Source organism: Algoriphagus algorifonticola, from assembly GCF_007655305.1.
GTDB classification, from domain to species: Bacteria; Bacteroidota; Bacteroidia; order Cytophagales; family Cyclobacteriaceae; genus Algoriphagus; species Algoriphagus algorifonticola.
Map to the genome: position 1 here is coordinate 1 of NZ_VLOG01000049.1, position 21,863 is coordinate 21,863.

Genomic DNA, 21,863 nt, shown 5'->3' on the forward strand with positions numbered 1-21,863 from the left:
CCCCTTCCCAGCGCTGGCCCTTAATTTCAAATTGGAAACTATGACTCAATGCCAGCAAGACGGGGAAAGAACCTTAAATCAACACTCCAATGGATCTTTTGAATTGAAGAGTTGGCGTAAATAATATCCATTTCCACTTTCTGGCAAACCTTGGAGGGTTCTTCGGATTACAAACCCTACGAAAGGAGCTCGAGATTGCAAATCTCGAGCAGCTTAGAAAGATATTTTCCAAAATATGCCTTCGGCAAGATAGACCCTCCTTATCATTTGACCTAGAAAAACACCTTATTGACCATTCATCCCTGAAAAATTTAAACCCTGATAAAAATTTTAAAAGCTTTTTTGGAAAAAAAGTGCAATCGATTGAATAGGTCAAAATTTCCAACAGTGGCTATTTTAATTTTTTAGGCGATATAAAATAGCCCTATACCCTATTTAAATGCGGTTTTTATCATTCATATTCGTTTCTAACTTAGCAATTAGCCTGAATTATTTACTTGGATAAATCTATGAATAGCCAGCAGACCGAACTCTTAAAAAAATCCTCTTCTTCCAGATTCATGGGAATGGGAAAAATTCTGGATTGGGAAAGGACTCCATTTGGGTTCAAGGGGAGAACAGAAAATGGATTTTTCCAATTAAGTGTTTTTGATCAAAGTATCATTCGCGTTCAAGCCAGCCTTCTGGATGAATTCACCCCCAATCCTTATAGCGTTGTAATGGAACCCAATAAGGTTCCATTTGAAGTTTCAGAAAGCGATGATTTTTTGATTTTGACAACTTCTGAAATTCAGGCTAAAGTAGATTCCAAAAAATTTGCAGTCTCATTTTTTGATAAGACCGGAAATCTCCTCAATCAAGATGACTCTTTGGGAATTTCCTGGATCGGAACTGAAGTGAGTTGTTACAAGAAAGTTCAGGAAGACGAAAAATTCATTGGACTAGGCGAGAAAACAGGTAATCTCAATAGGGCTGGAAATGCTTATACCAATTGGAATACAGACTATTTCGCTTACGGCACAGGAGATGATCCGCTCTACATGAGTATTCCATTCTATATCGGAGTACATCAAAAAGGTGCTTATGGGATATTTTTTGACAATACGCATAAGTCCGTATTCAACTTCGGAGCGAGTACCAATCGCTTCATCTACTTTTCAGCAGAAGATGGGGAAATGGACTATTATTTCATCCATGAAAAAGAAGTTGGTGGGATTATTTCCAAGTACACCGAACTGACTGGTAAAATGCAACTGCCCCCAAAATGGTCATTGGGATTTCAGCAATGTAGGTATAGTTATTATCCGGATTCTGAGGTAAAGACCCTAGCTCAGACCTTTAGAGATAAGGATATGCCTGCTGATGTGATTTACCTGGATATACATCACATGGAAGCCTACAAGGTTTTCACCTTTGATAGTATCAAATTTTCAGATCCAAAGTCACTGATCACATACTTGAAATCCAAGGGTTTCCGGGTGGTAGTCATCATGGATCCTGGAATAAAAACTGAAAAAGGTTATATCCCTTATGAAGAGGGGAAAGAAAGAGACCTTTTTGTGAAATATCCTGATGGGGCAGAATATCAAGCGCAGGTTTGGCCGGGTTGGTGTGCTTTCCCTGATTTTACAAAAGAAGAAACTAGAACTTGGTGGGCAGAAAAAATGGCCTTTTATACCGAAGCTGGAGTGGATGGCTTTTGGACAGACATGAATGAACCTGCCTCTTGGGGGCAGCATACTCCCAACCTAATCGAATTTGATTTCGAAGGCGATGTATCTTCCCATAGAAAAGCCAGAAACATTTATGGAATGCAGATGGCCAGAAGTGCACAGGAAGGCGCCGTTTGGAATAAAAAAGAAGAAAGGCCCTTTGTCTTAACCCGTTCGGGATTCTCCGGCATACAACGCTATGCAGCAGCTTGGACAGGAGACAATGTGGCAAGTGAGGAACATATGCTCGCAGGAATCAGGCTGGTTAATAGCCTGGGTTTAAGCGGGGTGGCCTTTGCCGGATATGATGTTGGCGGATTTGCAGGAGAAGCTTCCAAGTCACTCTTTGCAAGATGGATGAGCATTGGCGCCTTCTCCCCTTTGTATAGAGCTCACTCTATGATTAATAGCAATGATGCTGAACCTTGGGCTTTTGGAGAAGAGGTAGAAGAAATCTCAAGGAATTATATGAAACTGAGATACAGACTTTTACCTACTATTTATTCCAAGTTTCATTCAAGTGCTCAAACTGGTCTTCCTATCAATGCAAGTCTGGCGATTTCTTATCCACTAGATTCCAAAATTTACCAATCAGCCTATCAAAACCAGTATATGTTTTGCGACAGCTTTTTAGTGGCTCCAGTAGAAAGCACCAAAGAGATCACCAAAGTATACTTGCCAAAAGGCTCTTGGTATTATCTTTTTTCAGATGAAAAATATGCTGGAGAAAAGGAAATTTATCAGGACTGTCCATTAAACTACTTGCCAGTATTTGTTAAAGCAGGATCAATTTTCAGCATGCAATCAGATGTTGCAAATACCGAAGAGATGCATGACGGTATTTTGAGGATTCATCTTTATGCCCAAGACGAGGGAGAAAGTCATTTCACTCATTATGAAGATGATGGAAAGACCTTCGACTATCAGGATGGGGCGTTTTTCAAAAGGAAATTGATTTATCAGGCAGAAGAATCAAAACTCTCGCTTGAAAAAGCAATTGGAAAGCAAAATTCAAGCTTTGATAAGGTAAGAGTTTACTTACATGGATTTAACACAGACCTGATTTTTGTTAATGGAGAATCTCAAGCTTTAAGCACGGAAGATTATGCTTTCTTAGGTAAATTGACTGAATTTGATCCATTACCGGAACATGATCACCCTTACCATGAAATTAGCTCTTTAAAATTTGTAGAATTTGAGCATCTTCCAGAAAAAATTGAGCTGTCAGGCTTATTTTAAAATACCCAGCCACCTAATAAATCAACAATGACCCAAAACAAACAAAGGCTGAGTTTCTGGCAAATCTGGAATATGAGTTTCGGATTTTTGGGAATTCAGTTTGGATTTGCCCTTCAGGGCGGTTTTATGTCCCGAATTTTTCAAACCCTAGGGGCAGATAAGGATGCCATTCCATTTTTATGGATTGCAGCTCCTTTGACAGGTTTATTGGTTCAGCCTATTGTAGGATATCTAAGCGATAGAACATGGCATCCGAAATTTGGAAGAAGAAAACCTTTCTTCTTTATAGGCGCAGTATTCAGCACATTCGCATTGTTTCTTGCACCCTACTCCTCTGCCCTATGGATGGCTGCAGGAGCATTATGGATTTTAGATGCTTCCATCAATATCAGCATGGAGCCCTTCCGTGCATTAGTTGCAGACAAATTACCTGATTCTCAAAGATCCTACGGTTTCGTAGTGCAAACCTTGATCATCGGAATCGGAACTTGGGTTGCATCCAACCTACCTTGGATGATGACCCAACTGGGAGTACCGAATACCGCGGCTGCCGGAGTAGTTCCTAACTCCGTAAAATACGCTTTTGCCATTGGGGCATTCGTTTTATTCTCTTCCATCCTTTATACAATCCTGACTACTGAAGAATATCCTCCAGAAGACATGGATCTATTTGAAAAGGAAAAAGAGGCAAGCAAGGGCTTTTTGACCGGGGTAAAAGAAATCTTCAAAAATATTGTTGGAATGCCTGCGGTAATGAAAAAGCTGGGAGTAGTACAGTTTTTTTCCTGGTTTGCATTTTTCACCATGTGGAGTTTTGCTACTCCTGCTATTACGGAACATGTTTTCGGGGCGACTGACACTACTTCTGTGGCTTACAATGATGCGGCTGATAGTGTCGGAAATTATTTGGGTACTTATGGACTAGTCTCCATGTTTTATGCTCTGATACTCTCTTTTGTAGCAAGCAAAATCAAAATCAATCGTCGATTACTCCATTTGGCAAGTTTAATTTTAGGGGGTTGCGGTTTTATTCTGATTTACTTTATCAGTGAACCTTGGATGCTTCACATCTGCTTTTCTTTGGTAGGAATAGCTTGGGCCAGTATCCTGTCCATGCCTTATGCCATGCTCTCCAGTTCGGTTGAGCCAAAAAAGATGGGAGTTTACATGGGGATCTTCAATATGTTCATAGTCATTCCACAGATTATCGCAGCTTTGGGAGGAGTGAATTTCCTCTATAAACTGCTTTTCGGGGAAGAGGTCATCAACACTATGTTGCTGGCAGGAACTCTTTTGATTTTAGCGGGGCTTTCAAATTTGCTCATCACAGACAAAAAAGCCATCCACGATTGATTCAAACCAGAAATATTGAAAGCCGGACAATAAATTGATCCGGCTTTTTACTTTTGTAGAAAATAAGGTCATAAAATCGAGATGCCTAAAATTTCATACAGGGTAAGGATTATTAATTGAGCAAGATTTCTACTGACCGTCGAAAAACAAGAATAAACAGATGAAAAGCCTAAGAATTACCGGAGTTCCCGAACATTTCAACTTGCCCTGGAGAAGAGTGATAGATAAACAGCCATTCCTCGAGGAAGGAGTGGAATTGATCTGGATAGATGAAAGTAGAGGTTCAGGCCAAATGAATCAGGCATTGAGGAACGATGAAACTGATTTGGCTTTGATTTTAACCGAAAGCTTCATTCAGGATTTTCAAAAAGGCAATCCTTCCATAATGATAGGCTATCATGTCAAATCTCCTTTGATCTGGGGAGTTCATGTGGGAGGAAAAAGTTCAATCAATCAGATTTCCGATATTCAATCACCTCATTTTTATATAAGCAGGCCGGGGTCAGGATCTAATTTGATGGCCTTGGTTTTGGCTGAAAGAGAATCTTGGAATGCAGCTTTGTTGAGTTTTGAGGTAGTCGGCAACTTACCCGGAGCCCTGGAGGCTTATAAGAAAAATGCTGATGGAATTTTCTTATGGGAAAAATTCACTACCAAGCCTTGGGTAGATTCCCATGAATTGAAAAGAATTAGTGAAGTTCCAAGTCCTTGGCCATGCTTCTCAATAATAGCATCTGATAATGCCTTAAAAGAATTTGATAACTGGATTTTTAAATTAAGAGACCTGGTATATCAAGAATCTCAATATTTGAAGGCGAATCCATCCCAAACGATATCTGAAATTTCTGAGAAATATTCATTGAAAAAAGAGGATGTCACTTTGTGGTTTTCACAAACTGATTGGGCTGTGACCAATGAAGTCAATTCGGATGAAATGATTAAGGCTATGAAAAAAATGCTGGATTTGGGAATCATCTCTGAAATCCCAAATACTTCAGAGTTCTTAAGAGTTGACTAACTCTCTGTTACTTTCTAAAACCTCCACTGGAATATTTACACAAACTTTTGATCCCTTATTTGGCTCACTTTCAATGGATAATTCTCCATTAATCAGTCGAATGAATTCCTTACAAACCTGAAGACCCAGACCAGAACCCTTTTCATTATTTGTTCCTAATCGAGAATTGGTAATACTGTATTCATCGCTCAGGATTTTCTGAATTTGGCCTTCTGACATTCCAATACCTTCATCTTTTACACACCATTCCAAAACTCCCTGATTCTCTGTGACAGTGACCAAAATCTTATCACCTTTATCAGAGTATTTGATAGAATTATTAAGGATGTTTCTCACTATTACTTCCATCAGATCTTTATCCAGGCAAACTTCTAAATGCTCAGGCATTTCTACTAGAATTTCAATCTGCTTAGCCTTTAATTGAGCATCTAATAAGGACAAGGTGGCATCAACAATTGACCTTAAGTTTACCTTCGTTGGATTTACAGTGAAACCTTCCATCTGAGCAGTAGACCATCTCAATGTATTAGATAGGGTAAAGTGCACTGAGTCCAAATCACGCTTCATAGTAGGCAATAATTCCTCGAACTCACTTTGACTTAGTTGATTATTGACAGTCATATCGATAATTGTCTTCAATTGACCTACCGGCCCTCTTAAGTCATGTCCTAAGATTGAGAATAGTTTATTTTTGGTTTGGTTGATTTCTTCCAGCTGTTTTGCACTTTGTTCTAAGTGTCTATTTTGCTCTTCAATTTTGTTTTGCTGAATGATTAATTCGCGATTATACTTGTCAACATTCCGCTTAAGATTGAACAGCCAAACCAATAGTGCGATGATCAAGCCACCACAAATACTGATTATCCAAACTACCCTATTAATAAAGGCTAATCGGTTCGCCTGATTTTCATTTTGAGCCTTAAGAAGTTCAAGTTCTGATTTTTCCAGATTTTGCTGGAACATCCCCTGCATCAAGGCAATCCTATCCCTATTGGACTTATCTACCAGCGAATCATTGATTTTGGAATATATATTCAGGTGCTCAAAGGCCCTATTGACCTGGCCCTTTTCAGCCATTACCTGAGCCATATATTTATGGCTTTTTGCTAATTCATCTCTGAAGTTATTTTGAGAAGAAATTGTAATTCCTTCCTCTAAAATCTCCTCCGCCTGGTTTAATTTACCCAATTGTAAATATGTATTTCCCAACCTGTGTAAAACACTTGCCATAAAGGTGGAAAGCCCTTGCTGCCGAGCCATTGCCAATGATTTCTCATAAATCAATTGAGCAGAATCCAACTTACCTTTTTGAAAATAAACGTCTCCAATCACCCGATTAGAAAAAGAAGTTAGATAAGGGGAACCGTTTTCCTCATTAACCCGAATAGCATTTTTTGCATAAAAAAGCGCCGAGTCGTAATTCTCAAGGAGCGTAAAATTAAAAGCTACATTATTCAAGCTTCGGATTTGGGTATAAACATCCTCTGCTTTTTGACTGATTTCGAATGCGTCTTTGAAATGATCAATTGCCATTAAATAATTTTGCTGCTCATAATAAAGAGCTCCCATATTATTCAAAACCCTGGCAACCTGCTTCAAATCGTTTGCTTCTCTGGCAAGCTGATAAGACGCTTTAGCAAAATCAAAGGCTTTTTGCCATAACCCTTGACGGTAATAAATCCAGCTAATATGTTCTGTAGCCTGTGATTCCGCAGAAGGATTATCGAGCTCTTGAGCAAGTTTTTCTGCTTCCAAAGCGTAGGCTAATGCTTCTCCCTGAGAAATTTCACGTAAGCTAAAGGCAAGTTCAATTAAAATGTCTAACCTGTCCTTTCCTTCAGAAATTGAAAGAGAGTTTTTCAGGCTATCAACACTCGCATTCTGAGCTAAAACAGCTGATACAAGCAGAAAAAAAGAAAAAAGCGGTACGCAAAATAATCTGAGTTTCTTCACGACATGTTAGGATTCCAAGTGCAAATTAAATAGAATCAGTGAATTATGAACATACTTATTCTGATCCTGACCTAGAAATACGGATGAAAAAGAAAAATCAGATTTATTAGGATTAGAAATTATTTCAATTTTTCCCAATCCCAATTTTTATTCATTTGCGTGATGGCATGATATGCGGTGAGATCATATTGGCAGGGTACGATGGAAACATAATTGTTAGCGATCGCCCATTCATCGTTATCTTCACCTTTATCAAAATTCACAAAGTTTCCTGCCATCCAAAAATACTTTCGCCCCGTAGGATCAAATCGTTCTGAAAATTCTTCCTGCCATTTTGCATCAGCTTGGCGACAAACTTTTATCCCTTTAATATCTTCATTTTGCTTTGGAGGAAAATTTACATTTAAGGCAATCCCTTTGGGAATTCCATTTTCCAAAACTTGCCGGGCAATTTTTTCCACCCACTCTTCCACATGAGAAAAATCTGCTTTAGAAGAATAATCACAAAGACTAAATCCAATTGAAGGATAACCCTCTAAAGCTCCTTCAATGGCGGCAGACATTGTGCCAGAGTATAAAACAGAAATCGATGTATTGGAACCGTGATTAATTCCGCTAACCACCAGATCAGGGGTTCTATCCTTTAAAACATAATGCTTTGCCAATTTTACACAATCAGCTGGTGTACCACTGGATTTGTAAGCAGCTATTCCATCAAAAATATCCTCATCGTATAGCCTGAGAGTTTCACCAATGGTAATGGCATGCCCCATACCAGATTGAGGACTATCTGGGGCTACAACAACCACCTCCCCCAGTTTTTTCATGATAGATACTAGCACTCTAATACCCTTAGAGGTAATGCCATCGTCATTGGAGACGAGAATTAAAGGTTTGGACATTTAGTTTTTATTCAATTCGTTGTAATAGGCTGTAATTCGAAGTAAATCACCTCTTTTATCATGCTCCAATCGGTTTTTTCGCATAAAAAGACTGATTTCATCTTCGTAACCCGAAAGTAGATTGAAGAGATCCTTTTTCTTCAAGCTGTATTTCTGAATTTGATTGTCTTTGAAAAAATAATAATTGAATGCAAGTCTATAACCAGTCATTGTTTGTGGTCCCCAAAAAGGATTCATTCCCATTGGACCCCATGCACCCATATTTCTGGAATCGGTGGCAACGTATTCCCTACAAAGCAAGGCAATATCATTTCCTTCCGTCAAAACCTCGAAAAAGATTGGGGTTTCGTAATCTCCATTCAGGGAATAAGGCAAACTGTAAAACCTTCTCATGCCTCCATAGATCTCATCGTAGATTTCGAAATTGGTGACATTGGAAGCTGTAAAAGTAGAAATCCGTTCAGTTTGTAACTGTACTAAATTATTTTCCAGGTCATATTTTACCAGACCCGAGTAGGTCTGTCCATCAGCTCCGTAAATATTTCCCTTGTGCCAAATCTGAGAAGGAAATTGATTCTGCGCAATCAAGGAAAGTGTAGCCACAAAGAGCAAGGTGATGGTGAATAATGCTTTTTTCATGCTAACTATCATGCTTGATTAAACGGTATTTGGGAGTTTGGGTTAGAATAATTTGACTAGCCAACAAAACCAATTTACTTAAAGAAACTTACTTTAAGATATTGTGCCCCATTTTATCCCGCTTAGTTTTCAAATATTTTTCATTGTGAGGATTAGGCTTAATCTCAATTGGCACTTGCTCTACGATTTCCAGTCCGTAGCCAATTAAACCTACCCTCTTTTGTGGGTTGTTGGAAATTAAGCGAATTTTCCCAACTCCCAAATCCCTCAAAATTTGGGCTCCAACTCCATAATCTCTGGAATCCATAGGCAATCCCAAGGCTAAGTTTGCCTGTACAGTATCCATTCCCTGCTCCTGTAATTTGTAGGCTTTGAGTTTGTTGATCAAACCAATTCCTCTACCCTCTTGGTTCATGTATAAAACCAAGCCCTTTCCTTCTTTTTCTACCATTTGCATGGCAGCGTGCAATTGTGGACCGCAATCACATCGGCAACTTCCAAAAATATCGCCAGTCATACATGAAGAATGCACCCTTACTAAAATAGGCTCATCCTTATCCCAAGTCCCTTTGATCAATGCCAAATGAAGTTCCTGAGTGTTGGTTTGGCGGAAAGCGATCAAATCAAAATTTCCCCAGTCAGTCGGCATCTCCACGCCAATTTCTCGTTTTATCAGAGATTCATTTTTTAATCGGTAAGCAATTAGATCCTTAATGGAGACCAGCTTTAACTTGAATTTCTTCGCAACCTCCACTAAATCCGGAAGTCTTGCCATGGTTCCGTCTTCATTCATGATCTCAACCAATACACCCGCTGGCTGCAATCCTGCTAAACGCGAAAGGTCTATAGCTGCTTCAGTATGACCTGCTCTTCTGAGTACTCCTCCTCTTTTTGCTTTCAAAGGAAAAATATGTCCCGGCTTGCCCAATTCAGACGGATCTATGCTATCATCCACTAATGCTTTGATAGTTTTAGCGCGGTCGGAAGCTGATATACCGGTAGTGCAACCATGTCCGATGAGATCTACGGAAACGGTGAATGGAGTTTCAAAAGCTGCGGTATTTTGTCCTACCATCATTTCCAAGCCCAGTTTCTCGCATCTGTCTTCAATTAATGGCGCACAAATCAAACCCCTGCCATGAGTGGCCATGAAGTTGATGATTTCAGGAGTGACTTTCTCTGCTGCGCAAACAAAATCCCCTTCATTCTCCCTGTCTTCATCGTCTACTACAATGATCACTTCACCGTTTTTGATTGCTTCTATGGCATCCTCGATGGGATCCAGCTGGTATTTTTCCACAAGATTTGGGTTTGAATTCATTAGGAAAAGCAAATTTAAGTGCTTTCGGATTTAAAACAGGATGATGCCAAAGAAAGTTTGGTTTTACCCAATAACAATCCCTAGTTCCCGGTCGATTTCTACCTGAACTTTTTTCAAAGCAAAATAGATTTCCTGAAGCTCAATGATCTCCTTTTCATCTAATTGCTGGGTTTCGGCATTTTTGATCTTTTGCTTGGCTTCTTCCATCATTTTTTTGACAAATTTCCTTTTCAGTCTCAAAATAGTTTTGAAGCCTGTCAAGGTTAGATCATCCTGCTCCTTATTAATAATAATTTGATGCCTTTCTTCCCAGTGCACAGAAACTTCATGCCTAGGACTGATCAAGTCAATCACTTCCTGCTTGATATCTGAGTCATCCAAAGACAAAAAATAATCGACTCCTGAAATTTCATTTCTGGCAAGCCTCTCGCGATAGATTTTTAAAATTCTTGAATAAACAGGCGTCTCGAAATCCAATTCCTGGGTCTCGCTCAGTAAATAATCTGAAAGTTGCAGGTCCTGGCCTTCCAATTTTTCCAAACCATAATTCAACAGAAGCCTGATCATCTCCCGTTCTTGAAGCCTGAGAAGTTCAGAGAAAGAAGTTTGCTCTTGAGTTGGGAGGAAATTTTCAAAAGGTGTATCAGCAGACTCTTCCTGCTCCTTTTGCTTGCTATAGGCATCTTTCTGACTCTTGAGAAGCCCCTTGTTCAGCTCCGCGTGAACAATTTCCTCCTCTATATCCAAGAGACCAGAAGCTTCTTTCGCATACACGGAACGAACAATAGGATCTGGTATTTTCCCAATGCTTTGAACCACCTCACGGATTACCTCTGCTTTCCTAATTGGATCCCGTTTGATTTCATCTTGGTACAAGCCAATTTTAAAGCCGATAAAGTCTTGGCTTTGACTATTTAAATATTCCTGAAAAGCCTGTGAGCCAACTTTTCTGGAATAGCTATCCGGATCCTCGCCTTCAGGGAAAACGACAGCTTTTACGTTCAAACCTCCTTCTAACAGCAAATCAATTCCCCGAAGAGATGCCTTGATTCCCGCTGAGTCTCCATCATATAAAACGGTTACCTGATTGGTAAAGCGCTTGATTAATTTGATTTGCCCATCTGTAAGCGAAGTGCCTGAGGAGGCCACCACATTCTCAATCCCAGACAAATGGAGAGAAATGACATCTGTATAACCTTCGACCAAATAGCAATTGTCCTGATCACGAATGGCCTTTTTGGCCTGATACATCCCATACAGCACATCACTTTTATGATATACTGCCGTTTCAGGAGAGTTGATATACTTGGGCTGGTTCTTATCTTTAGTCAGAATCCTTGCTCCAAACCCAATAGGTTTTCCACTGATATTGTGGATTGTGAATGTTACTCTGTTTCTAAACCTATCATACTTCCTATCAGGATCCCCTTCCTTTTGAAGTATGAGTCCTGCTTTGAGTAAAATATCTTCGGTGAAACCTGCCTTTTTTGCAGCATTTAAAAGATGATCCCAACCATTCAATGCATAGCCCAAATCGAATTTCTCAATGATGGCAGGCCCAAAACCCCTTTCTTTAAAATAACTAAGGCCTATGCTTTTTCCTTCTTCAGTTTGCAGGTTTTTTACAAAAAAATCTCTGGCGAAGCCTAAAGCGATCAAAAGACTTTCCCTTTCACTTTGAGCCTGTTCTTGCTCAGGTGTACGGGTTTCATCTTCTTCTACTTCTATGCCGTACTTTCCAGCTAAATGTTTGATGGCCTCCTGAAAACCTATCCCTTCAATATCCATCACGAACTGAAGTGGATCGCCAGCTTTACCGCAGCCAAAGCATTTGTAAATCTGCTTAGCAGGTGATACAGAAAAAGAGGGGGTTTTCTCTCCATGAAAAGGACAGCAAGCCCAAAGGTTTTGGCCTTTTTTCTTGAGTGGAACATAATCAGAGATGATCTCTTCTATGTCCATTCTTTCTTTAACCTTATCTGTGGTGAGTTTACTGATTCCCATAATTTTTCCGAGTAAACAAAGTTAATGTTCCCAGCCAAATAGAAAGGACAAATGGAGAACTATTTGAGGACTGAGCTAGTTTAGTCAGTCATAGGAATAGGATTAGTTTCCAAAAGCGAAGTCTTAGCCCTAACTTGCAGAAAATTTTAATTACAAATGCAGATTACCCAAGAAGCTATATTAAAAACACTTTCCAGAGTTCAGGATCCAGACCTCAAACGAGATTTGGTGAGCTTGGGAATGATACAGGACATAGAGATTTCCAGCGATGTGATCCGAATGAAAGTTGTCCTTACCACCCCTGCCTGCCCATTGAAGGAAGTTATTAAAAACAATTGTATAGAAGCTTTGGAGGAGGATTTCGGAAAAGGAATCCAATGGGATCTACATATGACTTCTCAAGTAACTACCGTTCGGGACGCTACTCCTATCCTTCCTGAAGTTAAAAATATCATTGCAATAGCCTCTGGTAAAGGAGGAGTGGGAAAATCTACCACTGCGGTAAATTTAGCAGTTGCACTTTCAGAATTGGGAGCTAAAGTAGGCTTGATAGATGCAGATATTTCAGGCCCATCTATTCCTACCATGTTCAATGTAGAGGGAGAGCAACCTGCGGTAAAAAAGGTAGGAGATAAGAATGTGATCATCCCAGTCACTCAGTATGGAGTAAAGCTAATGTCTATTGGCTTTTTGACACCGGCCGAATCGGCAGTTGTCTGGAGAGGACCTATGGCAAGTTCTGCTTTAAGGCAGTTTATTTCAGATGTGGATTGGGGAGAATTGGATTACTTGTTGATTGATCTACCTCCGGGGACCTCTGACATTCATTTAACCATGGTTCAAACAGTTCCTGTGACAGGTGCTTTGATTGTAACCACACCGCAAAAAGTGGCTTTGGCAGATGCTACTAAGGGACTTTCCATGTTTAGACAGCCACAAATTAATGTTCCCGTTTTAGGTGTTGTTGAAAATATGGCTTACTTTACACCTGAAGAACTTCCTGACAATAAATATTACCTCTTTGGAAAAGAAGGAGGGAAAAAATTGGCAGAAAAGTATCAGGTACCTTTCTTAGGAGAAATACCAATAGTGCAGAGTATTAGAGAAAGTGGAGACACTGGTTATCCGGCGGTATTAAAAACTGGAGTAACAAAAAATGCGTATATGGAATTGGCAGAATCACTTGCTAGACAAATTGCCATCCGAAACGCTCAGGAAAAGAAAACAGAAGTAGTAGAAATAAAAGCATAATATAATGCAGGCAGAATTACGAGAACAGATTGAATTTGCGTTGGATACCATCAGACCTTATTTGGAAGCCGATGGAGGTAATGTGAGAATTGTGGAGTTGACCGATGATAAGGTTTTGAAAATTGAGATGTTGGGTTCTTGCGGGTCTTGTCCAATGTCTTCTATGACCTTGAAAGCGGGAGTAGAAGATGCCATCAAACGTGCCATACCTGAAATTGTACGGGTAGAGGCTGTAAATCTTTCGATGGCCTAATTCAAAAGAACTAAATGAAGAGATTTTCCAGCTTTTTCAACAAAGCAACTATGCTCCTTTTAGGAGCTATTTTTGCATATACCTCAGCCAATTCTCAAAATTTCACCATTTCACCTTTGCCTGATTATTCAGGAACGGCTAATTCAAAAAGTAATCATGCACATAATGAAAAATGTGCTCATGGTGTGCTGGAGGAAATGCTGGTGAAAGAAATGGGATATTTTGGCACCAAGGATTTTTTTGAAAACTGGATAGACAGCAAAATAGAAGCACAAAGGAATCAACCACTTTCTATTGCAAGAACTCAGGAAGAAATAAGATTAATTCCTGTGGTCGTCCATGTGATTCATAATGGAACTCCTATAGGTCAGGGAGCTAATGTGCCTCTGTCACAAATCGAATCACAAATTAGAACTCTAAATGAGGACTTCAGGAGATTAAATCCAGATGCTAACCGTACTCCGGCAGAATTTTTACCGGTTGCAGCCGATTCAAAAATTGAGTTTGTATTAGCCAAACAAGATCCCAATGGATTACCTACAAATGGAATTGTCAGAATCCAGGGACCAAAAACTTCCTATGCTCCACAAGATGCAGCGCAAATTGGGCAGCTTAGTCAGTGGAATCCGGACGAATACCTCAATATTTGGGTAGTCCCATTGAATCAACCATTTATTGGATATGCCTCTTTTCCAGTATCAGGTTTACCGGGATTAAACTTTTCACCTGCACCGGCTATCACTGATGGAGTAACTATTGATTTTAGATTTTTTGGTACCGGTGGAAATGCCATTGGAGCATCCCTAGGTAGAACAGCCACACACGAAGTAGGACACTATTTCGGACTAAGGCATATTTGGGGTGATGGAGGCTGTGGTGTGGATGATTTTGTATCTGATACTCCCGAACAGGATAACTCCAATAGCACCTGTAACGATAATCCTTCCAGGTTTAGCTGTGGATCCAATGATATGATCCAAAATTACATGGATTACACTCCTGATGCCTGTATGAATATTTTTACACGAGGGCAGGTAGAAAGATTCAATGCGGTTTTGGCTAATAGCCCGAGAAGAAGGACTTTGGTAAATAATAGAGCCACGCAAGAGCCCGTTTTAGTGGATAGGGATTTAGCGATTTCAAGAATTGTTGAACCGGGAAATTTTGCTTGTTCACCAATTATTTCTCCTTCTATCCAAGTGAAGAATGCCGGGAAACAAACTATTTCCTCGGCAAGGATTGAACTGAGAAGAAATGGAGCTGTAGTTGAAAGCAGGAGATTTTCACTGAATTTAGTGACAGGAGCAGATGCTACTTTGAGTTTTAATAATTTCAATATTTCAGCTGATGGAAATGAAATTGAATTCAGGGTTGTTCAAGTTAATGACAATAGCGACGAAAACTCAGCAAACAATTCATTAACCTCAAGCCCCGTTTTACAACAGGCCGCAACTTTACCTCTGAGTTTAAATCTTGCTTCTATTCCAAATTCCTGGTCTATCAGCAATCCGGATGGATCTTTTACCTGGGAACCTACCAGACTAACCATTTCCGGGACCCAGCAAGACCTGATCTATATCAGACATTACGAATATGAAGCGCCAGGTGAATTAGATTACTTTATCTCCCCTGTCATTGATTTAAGTGCCAATCCAAATGCGCAATTGGTATTTGAATTAGCCCATGCTCCTTATAATCAGCCGGGATTTCAGGATGATTTGATTGTGGCAGTTTCAACAGACTGTGGAAACACCTTTCAAATCGCTGATGCTACTTATGATAAATCCGGGGTTTCTTTGGAAACTTCCAATCCTACATTAAATGAGTTTATTCCAACTCAAAATAGTCAGTTCAGAACCGAATTAGTAAACCTTAGCCCATTTGCTGAATTAGGTCAGGTCAGAATTGCTTTCATTTCTGTTAATTCTTATGGTAACAATATCTACTTGAAAAATATTAGAATTCTCCAGGAGAAGCAATTCAAATACGAGTTGACTTTGGAAGAGTTGATTCTTCCAACACCTATTTCTGATGGTAGATATGAAGATGAGGTGATTAGAGTGAAAAACACAGGTAACCTACCTGTATCTAGGTTCGTTTTCACGAAAAGTACCAATGGTTCTTCCACCCAAGGCTTTCTTGCCTCCGGATCTGCTGTTGCTCCGGGTGAAAGCTTTAATTTAACCGGAGGAAACTCGACCCAGGAAGGTGTTAACAGATTAAATTATGGAGTCATTTTTCCGAATTTTGATCAAAATTCCGGTAATGAAGATGAATTGGAACGATTCATCATCGAGGATAGCCAAAACACACTTGTTCCCTGGAGGCAAAACTTTAATTTCTCCACTTCTATAGAACCTTGGAGAACAATCAATCCTGAAGAAAATAGAGATTCTTGGACTACTATTACGACAAATAACACCTCCAATAATGTAAATGGGTTGCAAAATCCACAGCCCGGAAACTCCTACTGGCTTGGATCTCCAATATTCAACTTATCCAATCGAACTCAAGCCTCTGTCTTTTTTGATTATGCAGTTGGAGAGATGGCCCCATCAACAAGATTGACGCTATTTGCGAGTTCCGATGCGGGAGAGACCTATATACCTGTTTGGGAAGCAATGGGGGAAAATTTAAGAACCACATCAGCGAATGTAGCTAGCCCAAGTAATGCCTCTGACTTTAGAAGGGAATTCGTAAATCTCACCGAGTTCACGGGAAATGGCAATCAGGCTGTAAGATTGGCTTTTGCTCTTGATGCTGGAGAAGGGTTTAATTCTCCTATCTATCTTGATAATATTGAGCTATTCCTGACTGCTAACCCTCAGCCTGTAATTCCAACAGAGGGCATGAGTATTCTTTATCCAAATCCTGCTTCCGACTACTTCAATATTGCCTTTAATTTGCCACGCTATGAAAATGTAACGATTCAGATTATTTCTGCCAGCGGACAAGTTTTGCAGCAAGTCGTATATCCCAACACATTGAACCAAACTTATTCTTTCAGTAGAGAGATTTTCCCTCCAGGATTTTATATAGTCAGGATCAATAGCAATACGATCAGCGAGACAAAAAAATTGATAATTAATTAATGCTAAATAAGCCGAGGATAAACACTTCGGCTTATTTTTTGCCTTTCAGAAACCCTCCATATTTCCAATCTTTGGGTGCATGAAAAATCCCAATTATCTTTAGGCATTAATATTTATACATGAGCACTTTCCAGTATTCCCTGAAAAAGATTCTTATCAACCTTGGCATTATCATAGGCATAGCAATTCTTTTGGGTTTTCTTTTCCTAAAAGTTTATCTTCCTATGTACACAAATCACGGCGAAACGGTGTCTGTACCGGATTTATCAGGATATACTTTTGATGAAAGTCAGGGTATTTTGGAAAAGGCTGGTCTTAATTATCAGGTTTCTCCAGATTCCGGTTTCAATATGGATGAAAAACCTCTGGCTGTTTTGAAGCAAATCCCTCCAGCCAACGAACAAGTAAAGGGTGGAAGAAAAATATATTTGACGCTTAATGCCAGAAACGCACCAATAATCAAAATGCCAAACTTGGTGAATATGCCCTTGAAGAACGTGCAGGAAATACTTGCCAATATTGGATTGGAAAGAGGAGAATTGATCTATGTTCCTGACATAGGAGCTAATGTAGTTTTGGAACAACGATACAGGGGAGTAAGTATCTCCGAAGGGTTTGAAATTCCGAAAGGAGCAAAAATTGATTTGGTTGTTGGCAACGGTTTGGGAAATCAGGTTTTGAATGTGCCTAGCTTGGTCGGGATGGATGAAATTGATGCCGAATTCCTTATTTTAGGTTCAGGCCTTCGAGTAGGTCAAAAAACTTACATGAAAAATGATTCGTTAGCATCTGGCAGGGTGTTTCGTCAGTCTCCTCCTGCTGAATCAATGGTGAAAACCGGCGATATTATAGATCTTTGGATTTCCGGTGAAGGAAGTTTCTAAAAACATATGGGAAATAAACCCAATTTTTATGTTCTGATTTTTCTCCTTTTCATAGGCGCTGAGACCTCTTTTGCCCAATTGGTAGAATTGGCGACTGTGCCACACAAAAACTTCAAAACCCAGGTTGAGATTGGTTCAAATTTGAGAATTTCCAATACCAATACTCTTCCATTTTGGGATGATTTCAGTCAAGGTATGGATACCTTGGCTTGGGTATTCGAGGGAGCTTCCTACAGTGAAAGTATTGGAATCAATGCACCTTCTTTAGGAGTCATTATTCTAGATGGAACTGACTCAAATGGAAAGCCCTATTCAAGACAAATAAGGGACCAAGGAGCCGGAGATTACCTGACTTCCCGCCCTTTTGATTTATCTACGCTTTCAGTTGCTCAAAGTACAAGTCTCTTTTTAAGCTTCTTCTGGCAGGCTGGTGGAAGAGCTGAAATGCCTGATGAAAATGATCGTTTGGTATTGCAGTTTCTAAACCGAAATGGACAATGGATCAGTGTTTGGGAAATATCCGGTGGACCAGAACGAGATCCTAACCAATTTTCTCAAGAATCCGTGCAGGTCCTAGCCGACTTTCAGCATGAGGCTTTTCAGTTTCGATTTGTGAATTTCGGTCGCCTTTCAGGACCTTTTGATACCTGGGTCTTAGATTATATCTATTTGAATACAGGCAGAACTTTTAATCAATTAAGCTATTTGGATAGAGCTTTAACCCAAGCTAATGAATTGAAATTTGGGGATTACACGGCAGTTCCTGCTATTTTCTCTTCTTCCCTGCCCTCCTCTACCGGGTCAATTAAAAACGAATTTTACAATCTGGAAAATAGGTTTCGGGCAATGGAGTATTCAGTATTAATTACCAATACAAATACCGGTGCTTCAGTTCCTATTAATTTAAACACACCTTTTAACCCTGTTCCAACTGCCTTGGAAAGAAGGAGATTTTCCAGTAATTCACCATCTCAGATACCTGCAATTTCTGAAGAAACAGATTTAGAAGTAAAAACTTATTTAACCACAGGAGATAAAAACCTATTTGTCGTCAACTCCGGTGACAGTACTTTTTTCAGCCAGGTAAACTATCGGGTCAATGATACGGTGACGACTCTTATTCCAATCAGGGATTTCTTTGCCTATGATGATGGGAGGGCTGATTATGCAGCTGGAATCAATCAGCGCTCGGGGATGCTTGCAGTAAAGTATCAGGTGGATCAGCCAGTCTATATCAAGGGGCTTACCATCAACTTTACCAATGCCGATCAAATAGATTTCCCAATAGATATCATGGTTTGGCAAAACCTGGACAATCAACCTGTTTTTAGAAGGGAGGAGTTGATCCCATTAAAAAATGGAATAGACTCACTTGCCTACTTCTCTCTCGATACTAACATACAGGTGACAGGGGAATTTTATGTTGGTTTTACCCAGTTTACCAATGATTTCATACACATAGGTCTGGATAAGAATAATGATCAAGGTGATAAGATTTTTTATAATGTTTATGGTACGTGGGCCGAAAATACTGAAGTAAGAGGTTCGTTAATGATTAGACCACATGTGAGTCTTGCTCCTCCTTTTGCCCAATCAGAAAACCCATCAGAGATATTCAGAATCTACCCTAATCCTGTCGAAAATCAACTGAATGTTGAGGGGAAATTTAGAGACATTAAGGTTTTCGATTCGTTTGGCAGAGAGATTTTACTGGAGAGAGAATCGACAGAGCGAGGAGAAATCCTTAACTTTAGAGGTCAGAAGTCAGGAATTTATGTGCTCCACCTGCTTTCTGAAAAAGGAGCCGAATCGTTTAGAATTTTAGTGAAATAATTATGGAAGATATTGACGTAAAAGAACTGAAAGAAAGACTGGAGAAAAAAGACAAATTTCTTTTTTTGGATGTCCGGGAAGAATGGGAATTTGAAGATGACAACCTTGGAGCAAAAAATATCCCCTTAGCAGATCTTCCCCATCGTTTGGAGGAACTTGATTCTTACAAAGATCAAGAAATTATCATCCATTGCAGAAGCGGTGCTAGAAGCGGAAATGCCAAAAAGTTTCTAGAAAGTAAGGGGTTTTCCCAAGTCAGAAATGTTTTGGGTGGAATCATGGCTTACAGAGATCTATAAGTTTTATCCTAAAAAATATCTAACCCTGGAAGGAGTATTCTTTTCAGGGTTTTGTTTTTTAGGCAAATCTAAATATAACCCTTAGAATGGTTAGCTAAAGTCTTGAGTTTAATTTGATTGTCTTAAAGCTTATTCAGAAAAAATAAACGGCTGCGGAGAAAAACATAGACAAAATATGATAATTGCAATCCAACCTATAATCTTTCTTTTAGAGTCCAGCTCTTTAAATCCGGATACCTCTGGATGTCGTGTTCCCATCACCCTTCCAAGTAAAAAACCAAAAAACAGCCAGCCTTGATAGCCTTGGATGGTTGGAAAGAAATATGCAATTAAATATTGACTTGCCGCTATACTTAAAGCAAATGTCAATTTTGTTTGAGCAGTTAGCCCTGATTTATGATAACAGATGTAAAGAAAACCTAAGTAAAGTGGAATTCTAATGATGAGTTCTTCAGCAGGGAAAAAAGGACTGATCATTCCTAAACCTGCATAAAAGAGAAATAAAGTGAAGGCACTAAGAGAGATTTCTTTATGCCTTTTGGGAAAAAGTCCAAAAATCACATGCCCGCCATCCAATTGTCCAATTGGTAAAAGATTAAGCGCGGTAAAAAACAGGGCCAGGTAACCTGCAAATAAGAAGGGATAGTGGATTAACTCTGACAATTCAGGCATCCTTTCCGGATCAGCTAGGGTAGAGCTCATCAGTGAGAAAAGAAGATTATTACCCAACTCAAAATCTACCACCTGATCACCATAACCTTCAAATTCAGGGTCTGCATATTCGGGGTGAATTTCATAAATGTATTCAGCTGAAGGGAGCGTTGTAAATCCATATGTTAAAACTCCCAATGCAATCACAAATCCAGCTAATGGCCCCGCAACTCCAATATCAAAGAATTTTTTTCGGGAATTGACGAAACTTTTCATCTGAATAATGGCTCCAAATGTACCTATGGAAGGTATTCCTAGGAAACCCAACCAAGCCGGAATGAAAAATGGTAGGGAGGATTTGACTTTGTGATGAATTGAGGTGAATAAGTGCCCCAACTCATGAATCAATAGAATTCCGATGAAAGGAATCGAAAATGCAAATGACCTCAAGAAATAGTCCCAGCTCAAAAAATCATCACCTTTAGCTATGACTGATTTACCATAAACCCATTCCCCTCCCGCTAAAGTGGTTGCGATTAGGGTAAGTATAAATAATATGGTGTGTTTTAGGTAGTCCTTCTTACTGTACATGCTTTAAATAATCAAAAATAACCTCAGGCCCAGTTACCTGTATAGCCTGAATCCCAATTTCACTAGCACTTTGAACGTTTTGCTCAAGATCGTCAAAAAATACAACCCTTTCGGGCGAAGTTCCCAAATCAGTAATCATTTTATGGTAAATCTCAGGTTGAGGTTTTGCCAAGCCCATTTCGTGACTTAAAAATACCCAGTCAAATACAGGGTCAAAATTTGCAAGGCCATGATCTCTTTTTAGAATATCATTGACGGCTAAAATATGAATCATATTGGTATTACTCAAAACTCCAACTTGATAGTGCTTCCTCACTCTATTGACCAATTCCAATCTCTCAGCTGGAATTTTACCAAGCAAAGAGTTCCAAAGTGAATCAATCTTTTCATCTTCCCAATCTTGATCAAAATAGTTTCTGACTTCAGATCGAAAACTTACTGAATCTATCAAACCTTTTTCATAGGCATAATGAAAATCAGTTTTGTAAAAATCATCTACCAAATGATGAAGATTAGACGGAACTTCCTGACGTATAAGAGATAAGGATTTTTGATAATCTATGTCAATAATTACATTACCTAAATCGAAAATTAAAAAGTCTGCGTCCGGTGTTTTTTTCATCCGTAAATATGGTTGTGAATATGATTTCAAATATGTAACATTGCATTCCCAAAACCAAGGTATTTTAGCATTTGAGCTAATCTAAGCGGGATTTTACCAAGAATTTTCTTGTTTAAAAGTAATTATTGGGCCTATAACTCAGTTGGTTAGAGTATCTGACTCATAATCAGAAAGTCCCTGGTTCGAGCCCAGGTGGGCCCACAGAAGGCTGGAATTGTTCCAGCCTTTTTTTTATTTTTCGGGATG

The 21,863-nt window shown here is 39.4% G+C and carries 16 protein-coding genes and 1 tRNA gene; 10 read left to right on the forward strand and 7 right to left on the reverse strand.

The genetic code is table 11. The annotated features are described in order from the left end of the window. Positions 1–509: 509 nt before the first annotated feature. The 3 genes from FL972_RS12895 (at position 510) to FL972_RS12905 (ending at position 5,322) form a co-directional block, all read left to right on the forward strand. Positions 510–2,951: a glycoside hydrolase family 31 protein gene (locus FL972_RS12895; protein ID WP_144605877.1), complete on the forward strand. Its 2,442-nt coding sequence runs from the start codon at positions 510–512 to the stop codon at positions 2,949–2,951. A gap of 72 nt (positions 2,952–3,023) precedes the next feature. Next, a complete protein-coding gene (locus FL972_RS12900) occupies positions 3,024–4,304 on the forward strand; it encodes an MFS transporter (RefSeq protein WP_144605887.1) in 1,281 nt (426 codons plus the stop codon). 160 nt (positions 4,305–4,464) lie between these two features. Further along, positions 4,465–5,322, forward strand: coding sequence for a type 2 periplasmic-binding domain-containing protein (locus FL972_RS12905; protein ID WP_144605878.1), 858 nt, complete (start codon positions 4,465–4,467; stop codon positions 5,320–5,322). Here FL972_RS12905 and FL972_RS12910 read toward each other — a convergent pair. The 5 genes from FL972_RS12910 to dnaG all read right to left on the reverse strand — a co-directional run bounded on the left by FL972_RS12910 (position 5,308) and on the right by dnaG (position 12,141). Continuing rightward, the gene (locus FL972_RS12910) at positions 5,308–7,275 is read right to left on the reverse strand and encodes a tetratricopeptide repeat-containing sensor histidine kinase (protein WP_144605879.1); all 1,968 of its coding nucleotides are present in this window, start codon (positions 7,273–7,275) and stop codon (positions 5,308–5,310) included. The two genes, FL972_RS12905 and FL972_RS12910, sit on opposite strands and share 15 nt — an antisense overlap. A gap of 119 nt (positions 7,276–7,394) precedes the next feature. Further along, positions 7,395–8,177, reverse strand: coding sequence for a 5'/3'-nucleotidase SurE (gene surE / locus FL972_RS12915; RefSeq protein WP_091655554.1), 783 nt, complete (start codon positions 8,175–8,177; stop codon positions 7,395–7,397). Beyond that, positions 8,178–8,816: a hypothetical protein gene (locus FL972_RS12920; RefSeq protein WP_175557946.1), complete on the reverse strand. Its 639-nt coding sequence runs from the start codon at positions 8,814–8,816 to the stop codon at positions 8,178–8,180. Positions 8,817–8,904: 88 nt separating this feature from the next. Continuing rightward, positions 8,905–10,116, reverse strand: coding sequence for a bifunctional 3,4-dihydroxy-2-butanone-4-phosphate synthase/GTP cyclohydrolase II (locus tag FL972_RS12925; protein ID WP_394344575.1), 1,212 nt, complete (start codon positions 10,114–10,116; stop codon positions 8,905–8,907). Between the two features lie 84 nt (positions 10,117–10,200). Beyond that, a complete protein-coding gene (gene dnaG / locus FL972_RS12930) occupies positions 10,201–12,141 on the reverse strand; it encodes a DNA primase (protein ID WP_144605880.1) in 1,941 nt (646 codons plus the stop codon). Between the two features lie 156 nt (positions 12,142–12,297). Between dnaG and FL972_RS12935 the strand changes: the two genes are divergently transcribed. From FL972_RS12935 to FL972_RS12960, 6 genes are all read left to right on the forward strand, one after another. Next, on the forward strand, positions 12,298–13,392 hold the full coding sequence (locus FL972_RS12935; protein WP_144605881.1) for an Mrp/NBP35 family ATP-binding protein: 1,095 nt from the start codon (positions 12,298–12,300) through the stop codon (positions 13,390–13,392). Between the two features lie 4 nt (positions 13,393–13,396). Beyond that, positions 13,397–13,645: a NifU family protein gene (locus tag FL972_RS12940; RefSeq protein ID WP_091655559.1), complete on the forward strand. Its 249-nt coding sequence runs from the start codon at positions 13,397–13,399 to the stop codon at positions 13,643–13,645. 14 nt (positions 13,646–13,659) lie between these two features. Then, positions 13,660–16,737: a M43 family zinc metalloprotease gene (locus tag FL972_RS12945; protein WP_250161352.1), complete on the forward strand. Its 3,078-nt coding sequence runs from the start codon at positions 13,660–13,662 to the stop codon at positions 16,735–16,737. Between the two features lie 119 nt (positions 16,738–16,856). Further along, on the forward strand, positions 16,857–17,621 hold the full coding sequence (locus FL972_RS12950; protein ID WP_144605882.1) for a PASTA domain-containing protein: 765 nt from the start codon (positions 16,857–16,859) through the stop codon (positions 17,619–17,621). Positions 17,622–17,627: 6 nt separating this feature from the next. Beyond that, positions 17,628–19,454, forward strand: coding sequence for a T9SS type A sorting domain-containing protein (locus FL972_RS12955; RefSeq protein WP_144605883.1), 1,827 nt, complete (start codon positions 17,628–17,630; stop codon positions 19,452–19,454). Between the two features lie 2 nt (positions 19,455–19,456). Beyond that, a complete protein-coding gene (locus FL972_RS12960; RefSeq protein ID WP_144605884.1) occupies positions 19,457–19,753 on the forward strand; it encodes a rhodanese-like domain-containing protein in 297 nt (98 codons plus the stop codon). Positions 19,754–19,882: 129 nt separating this feature from the next. Here FL972_RS12960 and FL972_RS12965 read toward each other — a convergent pair whose 3' ends face one another. Together FL972_RS12965 and FL972_RS12970 are read right to left on the reverse strand one after the other, a co-directional pair. Further along, positions 19,883–20,995 carry a site-2 protease family protein gene (locus FL972_RS12965; RefSeq protein WP_144605885.1) on the reverse strand — a complete coding sequence of 371 codons (1,113 nt, stop codon included), beginning with the start codon at positions 20,993–20,995 and terminating at the stop codon, positions 19,883–19,885. Beyond that, positions 20,985–21,617 (reverse strand): HAD family hydrolase, encoded by a 633-nt coding sequence (locus FL972_RS12970; protein WP_144605886.1) that lies wholly within the window; start codon positions 21,615–21,617, stop codon positions 20,985–20,987. The genes FL972_RS12965 and FL972_RS12970 overlap by 11 nt, the downstream gene beginning before the upstream one ends. Positions 21,618–21,744: 127 nt before the next feature. Between FL972_RS12970 and FL972_RS12975 the strand changes: the two genes are divergently transcribed. Further along, positions 21,745–21,818: transfer RNA gene (locus FL972_RS12975), tRNA-Ile, on the forward strand. Positions 21,819–21,863 lie beyond the last annotated feature (45 nt).

Excerpts from the sequence above, each read along its gene's own strand:
- dnaG (WP_144605880.1), bottom strand. The coding sequence starts at position 12,141 with ATGGGAATCAGTAAACTCACCACAGATAAGGTTAAAGAAAGAATGGAC.
- FL972_RS12935 (WP_144605881.1), top strand. The coding sequence starts at position 12,298 with ATGCAGATTACCCAAGAAGCTATATTAAAAACACTTTCCAGAGTTCAG.
- FL972_RS12905 (WP_144605878.1), top strand. The coding sequence starts at position 4,465 with ATGAAAAGCCTAAGAATTACCGGAGTTCCCGAACATTTCAACTTGCCC.
- FL972_RS12940 (WP_091655559.1), top strand. The coding sequence starts at position 13,397 with ATGCAGGCAGAATTACGAGAACAGATTGAATTTGCGTTGGATACCATC.
- FL972_RS12970 (WP_144605886.1), bottom strand. The coding sequence starts at position 21,617 with ATGAAAAAAACACCGGACGCAGACTTTTTAATTTTCGATTTAGGTAAT.
- surE (WP_091655554.1), bottom strand. The coding sequence starts at position 8,177 with ATGTCCAAACCTTTAATTCTCGTCTCCAATGACGATGGCATTACCTCT.
- FL972_RS12945 (WP_250161352.1), top strand. The coding sequence starts at position 13,660 with ATGAAGAGATTTTCCAGCTTTTTCAACAAAGCAACTATGCTCCTTTTA.
- FL972_RS12950 (WP_144605882.1), top strand. The coding sequence starts at position 16,857 with ATGAGCACTTTCCAGTATTCCCTGAAAAAGATTCTTATCAACCTTGGC.
- FL972_RS12900 (WP_144605887.1), top strand. The coding sequence starts at position 3,024 with ATGAGTTTCGGATTTTTGGGAATTCAGTTTGGATTTGCCCTTCAGGGC.
- FL972_RS12920 (WP_175557946.1), bottom strand. The coding sequence starts at position 8,816 with ATGAAAAAAGCATTATTCACCATCACCTTGCTCTTTGTGGCTACACTT.
- FL972_RS12895 (WP_144605877.1), top strand. The coding sequence starts at position 510 with ATGAATAGCCAGCAGACCGAACTCTTAAAAAAATCCTCTTCTTCCAGA.
- FL972_RS12955 (WP_144605883.1), top strand. The coding sequence starts at position 17,628 with ATGGGAAATAAACCCAATTTTTATGTTCTGATTTTTCTCCTTTTCATA.
- FL972_RS12960 (WP_144605884.1), top strand. The coding sequence starts at position 19,457 with ATGGAAGATATTGACGTAAAAGAACTGAAAGAAAGACTGGAGAAAAAA.
- FL972_RS12965 (WP_144605885.1), bottom strand. The coding sequence starts at position 20,995 with ATGTACAGTAAGAAGGACTACCTAAAACACACCATATTATTTATACTT.